Raw genomic sequence first — 12,465 nt, 5'->3', positions numbered from 1 at the left:
GTTGCAAGCGGCGCTTGGAAAGCGCCGCTGCCTGCGGCGATAATCCGGGCAAACCAAGATCAGGAGTCCTCGAATGAAAAAGCTCAGCACCGAACAATTGCAGGCCGCAGCCGAGACCCTGCGCCGCGTGCAGGCCAGGCTGGCGCGCGCCGGCAACCTGCCGCTTGAGCCCACCCTCTACGCCTGCGCGCAAGGATTCCGCCGCAACGTGCCCGATTACCTGTGGTCCTGGCTGTCGGGCCTGCTGGCGCCGCACAAGAGCCTGGGCGCGTGGATGGATGCGCATCAGCCGGGCTGGCGCAGCGGCAAGACGCCCGCCGCGGTGGTTTACGCGCGCAGCGAAAACGGCTGGTTGGAGTGGCTGATCGCCGAACTGGAGGCCGAGATCAACGATCCTCATGCCCGCGCCAAGCGGGAAGGGCGCGCCTGACGGCGTGCGCGCGAGGCGCCTGCGGTCCGGACCGCAGGCTTGCCTGCCGCCTCAGGCCCGCTCGGGGCGCGAGCGGCGCAGCAGCAGGAACAGAAGTTCCAGCACGGCAGCCGCCAGCAAGGCGGCCAGCACCGAACCCAGCACCAGCGCGTCCCACAGGCGCGGCGGGCCTACGCGGAACTGGATGGTGTCGAAGACCAGCCCCGCCGTGATGCCGGCGACGATGACGGCCTTCCAGCCTTGCAGGGGCGCCAGCCTCAGCATCAGCAGGGTAAAGGCCACCATACCCCAGAGCAGGGGGTCAAGCGTCTGATTGAGAATGTGGTCGAGCAGAAGAGACTCCCGATGGCGTTGCGCATGCGATTGCGCGCAGTCGAGTTTGTACTGCTTTCTGCTTGCAATTGCGAGATGCCCCGCCGCGGTTGGCGGCGAGGCATGACGCGGGCATCCTAGAAACCTTCCAGCACGATCTTCCCCTGTGCCTTGCCGCTTTCGATGAAGGCGTGGGCGCGACGCAGGTTCTCGGCGTTGATCTTGCCGTAGTGCGCGCCCAGCGTGGTGCGCAATGTGCCTTCGTCGATCAGGCGGGCGGCCTGATTCAGCAGTTCGTGCTGCGCGATCATGTCGGGCGTGCCGTGCAGCGGGCGTGCGAACATGAACTCCCAATGCAGCGACGCCGACTTGGATTTGAGCAGGCGCACGTCGATCGCGGCGGGATCGTCGATCAAGGCGATCTTGCCTTGCGGCGCGATCGCTTCGGCCATCTGCGCGAAGTGCTGATCGGTCTGGGTCAGGCCGGCGATGTGGCTGACGTGCTGGAAGCCGATGCGCTTGAGTTCGGCGGCCAGCAGCTGGCTGTGGTCGATGACGTGATGCGCGCCCAGTTCGCGTACCCAGGCCTGAGTTTCTGGTCGCGAGGCGGTGCCGATCACCGTCAGGCCGGTCAGCTGGCGCGCCAGCTGCACCAGGATGGATCCCACGCCGCCTGCGGCGCCGATGACCAGCAGGCTGCCCTGGCTGGGCGCGCCGTTATCCAGCACGCGCAGCCGGTCGAACAGCAGTTCCCAGGCGGTGATGGTGGTGAGCGGCAGCGCCGCGGCCTGGGCAAAGTCCAGGCTGGCGGGCATGCGGCCGACGATGCGCTCGTCGACCGCATGCAGCTCGCTGTTGGCCCCGGGGCGGTTCAACGCGCCCGCATACCAGACGCGGTCGCCGGGCTTGAAGAGGCTGGTCTTGGCGCCCACCGCGCGCACGATGCCGGCGGCATCCCAGCCTATGACCTCGGGCTGGCCGTCCTTGGGCTTGCGGTTGGCGCGGATCTTCACGTCCACCGGGTTGACCGAAATGGCGCGGACCTCGACCAGCAGGTCGCGCTCGCCGGGTACGGGGTCGGCGAGGGTGATGTCCTGCAGCGCTTCGGGGTGGTCGGCGGGCAGGTTCTTGAAGTAGGCGATGGCTTTCATGGGTTCAGGCCGTGATCAGATGATGGAGCGCACGACGCCGCCGTCCACGCGCAGCGCGGCGCCATTGGTGGCCGCGGCTTGCGTCGAGCAGGTGTAGACGACCATGTTGGCCACTTCTTCCACCGTGGCCAGGCGCCGCAGCAGCGAAGTGGGGCGGTGCTGGGCGATGAAGTCGCGTTCCATCTGGTCTTGCGTCACGCCTTGCTCCTTGGCCATTTCTGCGAAGAAGTCCGACACGCCTTCCGAACGCGTGGGGCCGGGCAGCACGGCATTGACGGTGACGCCGGTGCCGGCGGTCAATTCGGCCAGCCCGCGCGACACGCCCAGCAAGGCGGTCTTGCTGACGCCGTAGTGGATCATTTCCGCGGGGATCTGCACGCCGGATTCGCTGGAGATGAAGACCATGCGGCCCCAGCCGGCGGCCAGCATGCGCGGCAGGTAATAGCGCGACAGGCGCACGCCGCTCATGACGTTGGTGTCCAGCATGTATTGCCAGTCGTCGTCCGTGATTTCGGTAAAGGACTTGGGCGCGAAGTAGCCGGCGTTGTTGACCAGGATATCCACGTCGGGATGGGCGGCCGAGACCGCGGCCGCGCCGTCGGCGGTGGCGAGGTCGGCCTGCACGGTGCTCACGCGGGCAGCGGGAAACTGCTGCGCGAGCGAGGCGGCGGCCTGCGCCAGCTTGTCGGCGCTGCGGCCGTGCAGCACGACTTCGGCGCCGGCCTCGGCCAGGCCCGCGGCGATGGCCAGGCCGATGCCGCCGGACGATCCGGTGACCAGGGCCTTCTTGCCGTTCAGTTCGATTTTCATGGGGTGGCTCCTTGCGTGTCGGGGGAATGCAGCCATGATTACCCAGTCCAGAGCGGGGAAAAAGCGGCTAGCATCGCACTCAGTTTCAATAATTTTTTGAAAATGAGGCCGGCATGGTGCGCTTCGAGGATCTGAGGATATTCATGGCGGCGGCGGACCAGGGCAGCTTTTCCGCCGCCGCGCGCGAACTGGACCTGACGCCCGCCGTCGCCAGCGCGGCGCTCAAGCGCCTGGAACTGGCCCTGGAGGCGCGCCTGTTCGTGCGTTCGACGCGCAGTCTCAGGCTGACCAGCGACGGCGAACGCTATCTGGAGCATGCCCGCTCGGCGCTGTCGGCGCTGGAAGCGGGCCGCAACGCCGTGGCGCGCAACAAGACGGAGATCTCCGGCACCCTGTCCTTGTCCATCCCGTCCGACCTGGGCCGCCATGTGCTGTTGCCGTGGCTGGACGAGTTCCAGGAGCGGCATCCGCGCGTCAACCTCCAGGTGCGCATCAGCGACCGCCTGGCAGACCTGTACCGGCAGCCGGTCGATCTGGCGGTGCGCTATGGCACGCCGAACGACTCCGGGCTGGTGGCGCTGCCTCTGTCCGAGCACAACCGCCGCGTCGTCTGCGCTTCGCCCGCCTATCTGGCGCGCCATGGCGTGCCGCAAGTGCCCGATGACCTGCGCCGCCACAACTGCCTGTCCTTCGTGCTGGGCGAAACCCTGCATGACCGCTGGGCCTTCAGGCACGAGGGCGCCGCGCTCACCGTCCCGGTCAAGGGGGACCGCGTGGGCGATGACGGCGAACTGGTGCGCCGATGGGCGCTGGCCGGCCATGGCCTGGCCTACAAATCACGCTATGACGTGCTGGCCGATCTGCGGGCGGGCCGGCTCATCGAAGTCCTGGCCGACTACACCAGCGAGCCCTCGCCGCTGTATCTGCTGTGCGTGCACCGCATGCTGCTGTCGCCGGCGGTCAAGCGCCTGCGCGAGTTCCTGCACGAGCGCTTCAAGGCGTTCGAGGCCGGCTAGCCCGGCCTCATAGATCGCCTTACGCCTCAATGCGCGTGGCTGGCCCGCTGGTTCGCCGCGCGCGTGCGGGCGGCCTTCTTCGCGGCTGCGGAACGGCCTGCAGCGCCCTTGGTGGCGGCAGCCTTTTTGGCCGCGGCCGAGCGGGCGGCGGCGCTACGCTTGGATGCCGAGGCGCTGGCCTGTCGCGACAAGGCGGTGCGCGACGCGGGCTTGGCGCTTTCCTTCTTCAGGGCGGTGGTGGTGGCCTTGGCGCGTTTGGTGGACTTGGCATGTCCGTCATGGGCCGCATCGCTGTCCTGCTTGGCTTTGCGCTTGGTTGCTGCGCTGGCCTTCTTGGGCGTGGGCAGCGCCACGCCAGCGCGGCGCGCCTTGGACAGCCCGATCGCGATGGCCTGCTTGGTGGAGCGCACGCCGTGCTTGCCTTCGCGCACGTGTTCGATTTCCTCGCGCACGAATTCTCCGGCCTGCGTGGAAGCGGATTTTCCTTGGCGTTTGTCGCGCGCCGCTCGTTCCAGGGTTTTTCGTTCAGGCATGACGGCACCTCCTTGCTTGCGTTGCGGGAACGCGCTCCGCCGCGCCGAGGCCGGTGCGACGGAACTCGTAACACCACTCTAGCGCCGTGGGCGTATGCTGTGTGTTCGAATGGATTGCCGGTCGTAAGCGCCGGAACACCGCCGCCAGGCCGACGATGCACGACTCACCCCCTAAGCGGAGACGAGCTATGTCGAATCATGTCTACAAGCAGATCGAACTGGTGGGCTCTTCCACCAAGTCCACCGACGATGCCATTGCCCAGGCCATTGCGCGCGCGTCCGAGACGCTACGCAACCTGGATTGGTTCGAAGTCACCGAAGTGCGCGGCCACATCAAGGACGGCAAGGTGGCGCACTGGCAGGTCGGCTTGAAGATAGGCATGCGGCTGGAAGGGAACGAGTGAGTCCGCTTGCTGCTCCTTTCTTGAGCACGCCTTCCAAGTGATTGTCGGATAAAGGTTTTTTCAGCTTGTTATCCGACTGTGCAGAGGCTTGTCCACATTCGGTGGGGACAAGCCTGTCTCGCTTTCGTCTCCCGCCGTCCTCTATCGTCGCGGCATCGCCGGGCCGGGGGACTTGAGCGTTTCTTGAGCGGCCCCTGCAAGTGCTTGGCCTGTAAGGCATTTTGCAGGCTGCCCTCATACTGTCCTCAGGCTTATCCACATTTGCCGGGGACAACCGAGGCACGTCGATACGGCGTTTGAGCCATTCTTGACCACCCCTTGCAGGCGCTTGATATGCAAGGGGATTTCCGACCTGCCCTCATACTGTCCTCATGCTTTTCCACAGAACGCGGGGACAAATGCACATTGCCTTGCGGTTGCGGCGCAAGTCCGCCGGTTCATCCCGATTTCAGTGGATAAGTGGGCCAAAAATCATCCAAAAGGATGATTGCGCAATTTTTGATCGGCACTTGCAAGTGCCTGGCGGGAAAGGGGATTTTCACTATGCCCCAAGGCTGTCCTCAACCTTCTCCACAGATGGCGGGGATAAGTGTGAGCCCCCACGCCGCGCAGTAGCGCACACCGGGACGCCCGGCTATCGCTGGGATTGCTCGGGCTTCTTCAAAGCGCGCGATTCCAGTAGACGCCGCGTGTCCTCCAACTCTTTCTGCAACAACTCGGCATCCGGCAGCACCGTCCGATAGTTGGCGGCCATCACCTTGGTCGGCAAGCCATCGAGCGCATACCGCGCCAGAGCATGGCCCTTGTCGGCACACAGGATGAGGCCCACCGGCGGGTTCTCATCCGGGTAGGCCCAATGCTCTTTGGCATAGTTGCAATACATATGCATCTGACCGACATCGGCATGGGTCAGGCTGCCCAGCTTCAGGTCGATGATGACCAGGCAACGCAGCTTGCGATGGAAGAACAACAGATCCACCCGATACCAAGTCTGGTCGATGCGTAGCCGGCGCTGCCGCCCGACGAAGGTGAAGCCTTCGCCCAGCTCCAACAGGAAGTCTTCCAGGCGCTGGATCAAGGCCGCTTCCAGGTCGGATTCTGAATACTCGTCCTTGAGGTCGAGGAACTCCAGCACATACGGGTCTTTGATCGCGTCGTTGGGCGTGACTGCATCCTCGGGCTTGGCGACAGAACCCTTGAGCAGCATCGCCGTTTTGTCTTTGGACAGGGCAGTGCGTTCGTAGAATTGGCTTCCGATCTGCCGATCGAGCTGACGCACGCTCCAGCCCCCACGCAGCGCCTCGGCCTCGTAGAACCGGCGGGCATGGTCATCCTTGACCGAAAGCAGCCGAACATAGGCCGACCACGGCAGGGTGAAGACCTGGGCCAGTTCGGACAGGCTTAATTTCCCAGACACTGTCTGGGATTTCTCTGCGGGAGGCTCGTTTTCCAATTTCCCAGACAGTGTCTGGGAAATCTCGGGCTGGGGGTAGGCGAGGAAGAAACGCCGCATGCTTTCCAGGTTGTTGACGCCGAAGCCGCGACCGAATCGAGCCGTCAGATCGGCGGACAACCGCTCCATCAACTGCTCGCCGTAACCGGCCCGCCGCCTGCCTTTCTGCTCAGCTTCCACGATTCGGCGGCCAATCTCCCAATAGCTGGCCGTCATTAGCGCATTGACGCTGCGCGCCGCTGCCCGGCGCGCAGCATCCAGTAACTCCACAATGCCACCGTGGATGCCGACATAGCCAGCCGGTAGGGCGGCGCGTTTCTCCGCTGCCACAGGCGTCTTCCTTGTCATGTTGTTGCCTCCATAGAACGGGAGGCCCCGATAATCGGAAGCCGCCGATTCGCCACCAGTTCGGCCGCATCCCGCACCGGTTTGTCCTCGGTATGAACATAGTGCATAAACATCGCCACGGTCTTGTGGCCTGTGAGCTTCATGCCCACCTCTAGCCTTGGCGTAATCCGGCGAATTGCGGTACTGGAGTCATCGTTGAACCAAAAAAAGCCCCCCGACGTATCGGGGGGCTGGATCGCCCGGAGGTAGACGGGCGATCTCTGCCGGCCGGGAGGAGCCCGCGCCGGCAGCGGCGGCGATCAGGCGTTGAACTTCTTGATCCAGTCCACGTAGCGGTCCACCCAGCCTTGCAGGAATTTGCGGGTGCCTTCGTTGGTGATGTTGTACTGGTCGTCGACCAGGCCTTCCGTGAATTGCAGGAAGACTTCCGGCGTGGTCAGTGCATTGGCGCCCTCGGCGGCCAGGATGTTGCGCAGGTGCTGCTGCATCAGGGCGGTGCCGGCGGCGCTGGGCGAGGTGCCGACGATGCCGACGGCCTTGCCGGTCCAGGAGTTCTGGCCCCAGGGACGCGAACCCCAGTCGATGGCGTTCTTGATGGCAGCCGGCACGGAGCGGTTGTGCTCGGGCGAAACGAACAGGATGCCCTGGGCGTCGGCGATCTGCTGCTTGAGCTTGGCGGCGGGGGCGGGCAGGTTGTTCTCGTTGTCCTGGTTATAGAGCGGCACGTCGCCCAGGCTCACGTATTCGAACTTGAAGTCCGCGGGCACCAGTTTTTCCAGCGCGCGGGCCAGCCGCAGGTTGAACGAGGCAGCGCGCAGGCTTCCGACGAAAACGGCAATCTTATAGGTGCTCATGGGGCGCAGGCTCCAAGGGGTGGACGGGGAATCTCAGTGTAGACCTGTACGCAGGCACGCTCAATCACGATCGCGGATATGGTTATTCAGGATCATGACGCCCTGATGTCGTCGCAGCTCTGGCCGCGAGAGGCACCAGCGTGGTGCGGAATGCGGGTGCTTCACCATAGTGGTGTGCCACGCGGTGCGCAGTCTCGCTCGCCGCAACCCGGTCGCATGCCATGGCGGGGCCGCAGCGAGGGCAGACAGTCCTGGCATGCCGCTTGCTAGGGTTAATACTGCGTTGATACTGCATGAGTACCGCATAACAAGCTGCGCGCCGTCCCAGGAGTTCCGCCATGTCCAGTCCCGCCCCGATCACCTTGTTGGTCACCCGGCGCATCACCCCCGAACGCTATGGCGATTTCCTGTCCTGGATGCGCCAGGGCGAAATCCTCGCCGCAGGCTTTCCAGGCTTTCTCGGCTCGGGCGTGCTGCAGCCGCCGGAGGGCGGAGACCAGTATCAGATCGTGCTGCGCTTTGCCGACGCGGCCAGCCTCGGCCGCTGGGAAAACTCCCTGCCGCGCCGCATGTGGCTGGAACGCGGCGCGGCGCTGGTGCGCGCCAGCCACGAGCGCCGCGTCAGCGGCACGGACGATTGGTTCGCGCCCAGGACCAGCGCGCCGCCGCGTTGGAAACAGGCCGTCAGCATCTGGCTGGCTTATTTTCCGGTGCTGCTGGCGTTTTCCATTCTGGCCAGCGAACCGCTGAGCCTCCTGCCGGTGTTCTGGCGCGTGCTGATCACCAGCGTGGCCCTGACGCCGGTCATGGTGTACCTCTGCATGCCCCTGGTGTTCCGCCTGCTGCATCGCTGGCTGCGCGCGGGCTGAGGCGCGGTGGGCGCGCACCGCCCGCGTGGGCAGACGTCATGCCGCGCGTGCGCCGCGGGCGGCATGCAGGCGGTGCAGCGTGATCTCGCGCGCCGCGGCCTGGCTGCCCTGGATATGCACGTGCAGCAGCGCCATCGCGCGTGGCGCGTCGCCGGCCAGCGCGGCTTCGAGTGTGGCGGCGTGCTCTTCGTAAACCTTGCCGATGCGCTCGGGCACGGTGAATGCCAAACGGTGCACGATGCGAAGGCGTTCGGTGGCGGCGCGATGCACTCGTGCGATCTCCGGGTTGCCGGCGGCGGCGACCAGATCAATGTGGAAGCGCTCGTCCAGATCCGCCAGCCGCTCGCAATCGCTGGAGCGCTCGCTTTCGTCGACCAGCCAGAGGTCGGCCAACGGGCGCAGCGCGCGCTGCCGCCCAGTGGCGCTGGCGGACACGCACAGCGCCTGCACGGCGGCCGCTTCCAGCACGCTGCGCAGCTCGTAGAAGTGGTCTAGCGTGTTGAAGTCCAGCGGCTTGACCAACCAGCCGTTGCGCTGCCGCACCTCCAGATAGCCTTCGCGCTCCAGGCGGAACAGGGCTTCTCGCACTGGCGTGCGGCTGACCTGGAGGCGGTCGGCGATTTCGGTTTCGGTAAAGCGGTCGCCCGGCGCCAGCCGGAAGTCCAGGATGTCCCGTTTCAGCGTGCCGTATGCGGTATCGGCCAGCGTGCGCGGTATGTCGATGATGGCAAAGGCGGTTCCCATGTAGTGGCCTCGGATCGGTGGTTCAACGAGCGCGGGGAGCGTTGACGGCGGCGGACGCGTTGCGGCGGATCATGCGGGACTCCTGGTGTGCGCGGAAAGCGGCGCTGGTGGACAAGCTGGCATACCAGGCATCAAGCAAGAGCCGTGCCAACTGCCGGCCGTGAGGCCGGCGCTCGGGAGCGGGCCAGGCGGCCCCGCGCTGGTGCCGCGCCTGAGCCACTTTGGTGCGCGACGCACCATTGATGCGGACACACCGCAGCCCATGCCGCGTCCGGCCTTATGGCGGTAGCATGTGGAGGGATCGGAGCTTGCCGCTCCGGGGTTCTGAACCCTTGCGCGATGCCTTGCCGCGTCGTACCGAGATGAATACGCGTTTTGTCGAAGCCTTTCTGTGGTCGGCGCGCCTGGGCAGTTTCCGGGCGGCAAGCGACCGCCTGCACATCACCCAGGCCGCCGTGGCCAACCGCATCGCCTCGCTGGAAGAGGACATCGGCGCGCGCCTGTTCGAGCGCGACGCCAAGGAACTCAGGCTGACCGCCACCGGCACCCGGCTGCTGGACTACGGCGAGCGGCTGCTGGAGATCCGCCAGCAGATCCTGTCGCTGGGCAAGGGCGGCGACGAGGTCTTCGGCCTGGTGCGCATCGGCGCCATCGAGACCGTGGTGCATACCTGGCTGATCGGATTCCTGACCAATCTGCGCTCCACCTATCCGGGCATCGAAGTGCAGCTCACGTCCGAGACCACGCGGGCCCTGCACCGCGGCCTGCGTGAAGGGACGCTCGACATCGCGTTGCAGACCGATCTGCTGAACGACAGCGGCATCATCAGCACTACCTGCCTGCCCATGGAGATGGGCTGGGTCGGGCCGGCCGGCGACGAGGAAGCGCTGACCGCGCAGCAACTGCTGAGCGAGCCGGTGCTGACCATGAGTCCGGGATCGCAGCCGCACGAAGCGCTCAAGGCCCTGTACCGCGAAGTCGGCATGCCGCAGGGCAAGGTGCATTGCGTCAGTTCGATCTCCGCGCTGGCGCGGCTGGTGCGCAGCGGATTCGGCCGCGCGCTGGTGCCGCTGCCGCCCATCTACGAGTACGTGGCGCGCGGCGAAGTGCAGATCATCCGCTGCGACATTCCGGTGCCGCCCCAGCTGCTGGTGGTGAGCTATCTGGAAAGCGCCGGGTCGGATGCGATCCGGCTGGTGGCCGAGCTCGCCAGCCGCGCTTCGGACCAGTTCACCTCCTCGGTCACCGCGCCGCGATTGGGCTCGGCGCAATAGTGTTATCCCTAGGGCGTCTTTCAGTAATTCTGTTGCCGCGCAGAAAAATTACTCGTTTGTCCGCCGCCAGTCGGCCGGCTGAAGATGGAGCCTTCCGCAATCGAAGGAATTTCCTGTCTTCCGCCCATGAGCACGCACACCGAATCATCTCTCCCGCCTCACGGCCTGCTGTTCGTCGCTACTGACGCCGACCCCGCCCACGACGCCGATTTCAACCGCTGGTACGACCGCGAGCACGTGGAAGAGCGCGTGCGCATCCCCGGCTTCCTGTCGGGCGCGCGCTACCTGTCGCGGCAGGGCTGCCGTAAGTACCTGGGCCTGTACCGCACCGAATCGCTGGCGGCCTTCACTACGTCCGATTACCGCGCGGCGTTCGAACGCCAGACCGCATGGTCGGTGACCAACCTGGACCGGATGCGCGATCCCATGCGCCGCGTCTGCGCCGTGCGGGCCGTGACCGGCTTCGGCTCCGGCAGCGAACTCGTGGTCCTGCCGCTGCCGGCGACTGGCGACGGCGAGGCGCAGGTCGTCCGGGCCAGCGCGCTGGGCGCCCAGCTGGCAGAGGCCGACGGCTTCGTGCAGTCCTATCTGCTGGTGCCGGATGCGGCGCTCAGCACGCCCCTGCCGCGCGAGTCCGCCGAGAACCGCGTGCTGGCGCCCCTGTTCGTGGTGGAGGCGAGCTCCGCGGCGGCCGCGCATGCCTTGCGCGACCAGGCCTGCAGCGCTTTCGATACCGATCCGTCCGGCGCCTGGCTGCTGGAACTGGGCTGGAAGCTGACGGCTGGCGACCTGCGCTAAGCCCGTCGTGGCCTGGCAGCAAACATCATATTCAAGGGGAACCCCATGGCTGAAGAAACCTTGTACGACGCCGCGGCGATCAAGACCGCTGCGGCGCCCAACAAGATGCGCAGGCTGGCTCTGGCCAGTTCGGTCGGCACCACGCTGGAGTGGTACGACTTCACCATCTACAACCTTATGGCGGCGTTGGTATTCAACGCCATCTTCTTTCCGTCCTTCGACCCGCTGACGGGCACCATCCTGGCTTTTTCCACCTATGCCGTGGGCTACGTGTCGCGGCCGTTGGGCGGCTTTGTCTTCGGGCATCTGGGCGACCGGCTGGGGCGCAAGTTCGTCCTGGTCGCCACCCTGGTCATCATGGGCATTTCCACCGGCCTGATGGGGCTGTTGCCGACCTACGCGTCCTGGGGCGTGTGGGCGCCGGTGGCGCTGGTGGCCTTGCGCTTCGTGCAGGGCGTGGCCCTGGGCGGCGAATGGGCCGGCGCGGTGCTGCTGTCGATGGAGCACGGCAAGCCGGACCAGCGCGGGCGCAACGCTTCGTTCACGCAGATCGGACCGTCCTGCGGCACGCTGATAGGCACGGGCTTCATCGCGGCGGTCTCGGCCTTCCTCAGCCCCGAGGACTTCCAGGCCTGGGGCTGGCGCCTGCCGTTCGTCTCCAGCGTGGCGCTGGTGCTGTTCGGCCTGTGGCTGCGCCGCGGCGTTGAAGAGACGCCTGTATTCCTGGAAATGGAACAGAAGCGCGAAACCGCCGCCACTCCCATCAAGGAAGTGCTGGGACAGTATTGGCGCCAGCTGCTGATCGCCGGCGGCTCGCGCATCGGTTCCGACGTGCTCTATGCGCTGGTGGTGGTGTTCACGCTGACTTACGTGACGACGGTGCTGCACCTGTCGCGGCCGATGGCCCTGACTGCCACCATGCTGGGCGCCGCGCTGAATGCGCTTGCGGTGCCGCTGTGCGGGCATCTATCCGACAAGATCGGCCGGCGTCCGGTGTACCTGGCAGGCGCAGTGCTGGGCATGATCTGGGCCTTCGTCTTCTTCGTGCTGATGGACACCGCGCATCCCATCGCCATCTGCGCGGCGGTGGTGGTGGGCCTGCTGATCCACGCGCTGATGTACGGCCCGCAGGCCGCATTCGTCACCGAGCAGTTCCCGGGCCGCGTGCGCTATGCGGGGTCTTCGCTGGCATACACGCTGGCCGGCATCGTCGGCGGTGGGTTCGCGCCGCTGATCATCGCCAGCCTGTTCAAGTCCTGGAACTCGACCTTTGCGATCTCGCTGTACGTGGCGGCCGCATTGGCGGTGACGGCGGGGGGGGGGGCGGGCCCCAGGGGGACGGGCCAGGGTCCCCTTCAGGGCCGGGGGGGGGTCTTTTAAAAAACTGGCCCCGCCGCCCGCCACCCTTTTGGGGGGATGTATGCTGGTGCCCGGTACATTAAAAAACAAAAGACTTCAGCAGTAAAGCG

At 65.9% G+C, this 12,465-nt stretch carries 14 protein-coding genes and 1 pseudogene; 7 read left to right on the top strand and 8 right to left on the bottom strand.

Features of this window, described 5'->3' with window-relative positions; all coding sequences use genetic code 11:
* The first annotated feature begins 73 nt into the window (after positions 1-73).
* On the top strand, positions 74-430 hold the full coding sequence (locus AC6LKD_RS12480; RefSeq protein ID WP_013395204.1) for a hypothetical protein: 357 nt from the start codon (positions 74-76) through the stop codon (positions 428-430).
* 51 nt (positions 431-481) lie between these two features.
* Here AC6LKD_RS12480 and AC6LKD_RS12475 read toward each other — a convergent pair whose 3' ends face one another.
* The 3 genes from AC6LKD_RS12475 to AC6LKD_RS12465 form a co-directional block, all read right to left on the bottom strand.
* Complete coding sequence (locus tag AC6LKD_RS12475; protein ID WP_013395203.1) at positions 482-715, bottom strand: hypothetical protein; 234 nt, start codon at positions 713-715, stop codon at positions 482-484.
* A 164-nt stretch (positions 716-879) separates the two neighbouring features.
* Complete coding sequence (locus AC6LKD_RS12470; protein ID WP_492276604.1) at positions 880-1,893, bottom strand: zinc-binding alcohol dehydrogenase family protein; 1,014 nt, start codon at positions 1,891-1,893, stop codon at positions 880-882.
* 15 nt (positions 1,894-1,908) lie between these two features.
* Complete coding sequence (locus tag AC6LKD_RS12465) at positions 1,909-2,703, bottom strand: SDR family NAD(P)-dependent oxidoreductase (protein WP_013395201.1); 795 nt, start codon at positions 2,701-2,703, stop codon at positions 1,909-1,911.
* Between the two features lie 113 nt (positions 2,704-2,816).
* Between AC6LKD_RS12465 and AC6LKD_RS12460 the strand changes: the two genes are divergently transcribed.
* Complete coding sequence (locus AC6LKD_RS12460; RefSeq protein ID WP_013395200.1) at positions 2,817-3,719, top strand: LysR family transcriptional regulator; 903 nt, start codon at positions 2,817-2,819, stop codon at positions 3,717-3,719.
* A gap of 26 nt (positions 3,720-3,745) precedes the next feature.
* Here the strand turns inward: AC6LKD_RS12460 and AC6LKD_RS12455 are convergent, their stop codons facing one another.
* Positions 3,746-4,252: a DUF6496 domain-containing protein gene (locus tag AC6LKD_RS12455; protein ID WP_013395199.1), complete on the bottom strand. Its 507-nt coding sequence runs from the start codon at positions 4,250-4,252 to the stop codon at positions 3,746-3,748.
* A gap of 188 nt (positions 4,253-4,440) precedes the next feature.
* On the opposite strand from AC6LKD_RS12455, the gene AC6LKD_RS12450 reads away from it, so the two are divergent.
* Positions 4,441-4,656 (top strand): dodecin, encoded by a 216-nt coding sequence (locus tag AC6LKD_RS12450; protein WP_013395198.1) that lies wholly within the window; start codon positions 4,441-4,443, stop codon positions 4,654-4,656.
* A gap of 634 nt (positions 4,657-5,290) precedes the next feature.
* Here AC6LKD_RS12450 and AC6LKD_RS12445 read toward each other — a convergent pair.
* From AC6LKD_RS12445 to AC6LKD_RS12435, 3 genes and pseudogenes are all read right to left on the bottom strand, one after another.
* Entirely contained in the window at positions 5,291-6,457 is a 1,167-nt protein-coding gene (locus AC6LKD_RS12445) for a PDDEXK nuclease domain-containing protein (protein WP_498116388.1), read from the bottom strand.
* Positions 6,454-6,609: pseudogene (locus AC6LKD_RS12440) on the bottom strand (integrase); the annotation flags it as partial. The gene AC6LKD_RS12445 and the pseudogene AC6LKD_RS12440, both read right to left, overlap by 4 nt.
* 147 nt (positions 6,610-6,756) lie before the next feature.
* Positions 6,757-7,311, bottom strand: coding sequence for an NADPH-dependent FMN reductase (locus AC6LKD_RS12435; protein ID WP_013395195.1), 555 nt, complete (start codon positions 7,309-7,311; stop codon positions 6,757-6,759).
* 338 nt (positions 7,312-7,649) lie between these two features.
* Here AC6LKD_RS12435 and AC6LKD_RS12430 point away from each other — a divergent pair, with 338 nt between their 5' ends.
* A complete protein-coding gene (locus tag AC6LKD_RS12430) occupies positions 7,650-8,180 on the top strand; it encodes an antibiotic biosynthesis monooxygenase (RefSeq protein WP_013395194.1) in 531 nt (176 codons plus the stop codon).
* Between the two features lie 36 nt (positions 8,181-8,216).
* Here AC6LKD_RS12430 and AC6LKD_RS12425 read toward each other — a convergent pair whose 3' ends face one another.
* Positions 8,217-8,924, bottom strand: a complete 708-nt coding sequence (locus tag AC6LKD_RS12425) for a GntR family transcriptional regulator (protein ID WP_013395193.1) — start codon at positions 8,922-8,924, stop codon at positions 8,217-8,219.
* A gap of 362 nt (positions 8,925-9,286) precedes the next feature.
* Here AC6LKD_RS12425 and AC6LKD_RS12420 point away from each other — a divergent pair, with 362 nt between their 5' ends.
* From AC6LKD_RS12420 to AC6LKD_RS12410, 3 genes are all read left to right on the top strand, one after another.
* Positions 9,287-10,198, top strand: a complete 912-nt coding sequence (locus AC6LKD_RS12420) for a LysR family transcriptional regulator (RefSeq protein WP_492276600.1) — start codon at positions 9,287-9,289, stop codon at positions 10,196-10,198.
* A 126-nt stretch (positions 10,199-10,324) separates the two neighbouring features.
* Complete coding sequence (locus AC6LKD_RS12415) at positions 10,325-10,996, top strand: hypothetical protein (protein ID WP_498116387.1); 672 nt, start codon at positions 10,325-10,327, stop codon at positions 10,994-10,996.
* 45 nt (positions 10,997-11,041) lie between these two features.
* Positions 11,042-12,376, top strand: coding sequence for an MFS transporter (locus AC6LKD_RS12410; RefSeq protein ID WP_498116386.1), 1,335 nt, complete (start codon positions 11,042-11,044; stop codon positions 12,374-12,376).
* Positions 12,377-12,465: the final 89 nt, after the last annotated feature.

This window comes from Achromobacter sp. D7-1, from assembly GCF_059760445.1.
The sequence above is the reverse complement of the archived record's forward strand: the minus strand, read 5'-3'. Positions and strand labels throughout refer to the sequence as shown.

Excerpts from the sequence above, each read along its gene's own strand:
- AC6LKD_RS12445 (WP_498116388.1), bottom strand. The coding sequence starts at position 6,457 with ATGACAAGGAAGACGCCTGTGGCAGCGGAGAAACGCGCCGCCCTACCG.
- AC6LKD_RS12475 (WP_013395203.1), bottom strand. The coding sequence starts at position 715 with ATGGTGGCCTTTACCCTGCTGATGCTGAGGCTGGCGCCCCTGCAAGGC.
- AC6LKD_RS12450 (WP_013395198.1), top strand. The coding sequence starts at position 4,441 with ATGTCGAATCATGTCTACAAGCAGATCGAACTGGTGGGCTCTTCCACC.
- AC6LKD_RS12470 (WP_492276604.1), bottom strand. The coding sequence starts at position 1,893 with ATGAAAGCCATCGCCTACTTCAAGAACCTGCCCGCCGACCACCCCGAA.
- AC6LKD_RS12430 (WP_013395194.1), top strand. The coding sequence starts at position 7,650 with ATGTCCAGTCCCGCCCCGATCACCTTGTTGGTCACCCGGCGCATCACC.
- AC6LKD_RS12425 (WP_013395193.1), bottom strand. The coding sequence starts at position 8,924 with ATGGGAACCGCCTTTGCCATCATCGACATACCGCGCACGCTGGCCGAT.
- AC6LKD_RS12465 (WP_013395201.1), bottom strand. The coding sequence starts at position 2,703 with ATGAAAATCGAACTGAACGGCAAGAAGGCCCTGGTCACCGGATCGTCC.
- AC6LKD_RS12480 (WP_013395204.1), top strand. The coding sequence starts at position 74 with ATGAAAAAGCTCAGCACCGAACAATTGCAGGCCGCAGCCGAGACCCTG.
- AC6LKD_RS12420 (WP_492276600.1), top strand. The coding sequence starts at position 9,287 with ATGAATACGCGTTTTGTCGAAGCCTTTCTGTGGTCGGCGCGCCTGGGC.
- AC6LKD_RS12455 (WP_013395199.1), bottom strand. The coding sequence starts at position 4,252 with ATGCCTGAACGAAAAACCCTGGAACGAGCGGCGCGCGACAAACGCCAA.
- AC6LKD_RS12460 (WP_013395200.1), top strand. The coding sequence starts at position 2,817 with ATGGTGCGCTTCGAGGATCTGAGGATATTCATGGCGGCGGCGGACCAG.
- AC6LKD_RS12415 (WP_498116387.1), top strand. The coding sequence starts at position 10,325 with ATGAGCACGCACACCGAATCATCTCTCCCGCCTCACGGCCTGCTGTTC.
- AC6LKD_RS12435 (WP_013395195.1), bottom strand. The coding sequence starts at position 7,311 with ATGAGCACCTATAAGATTGCCGTTTTCGTCGGAAGCCTGCGCGCTGCC.
- AC6LKD_RS12410 (WP_498116386.1), top strand. The coding sequence starts at position 11,042 with ATGGCTGAAGAAACCTTGTACGACGCCGCGGCGATCAAGACCGCTGCG.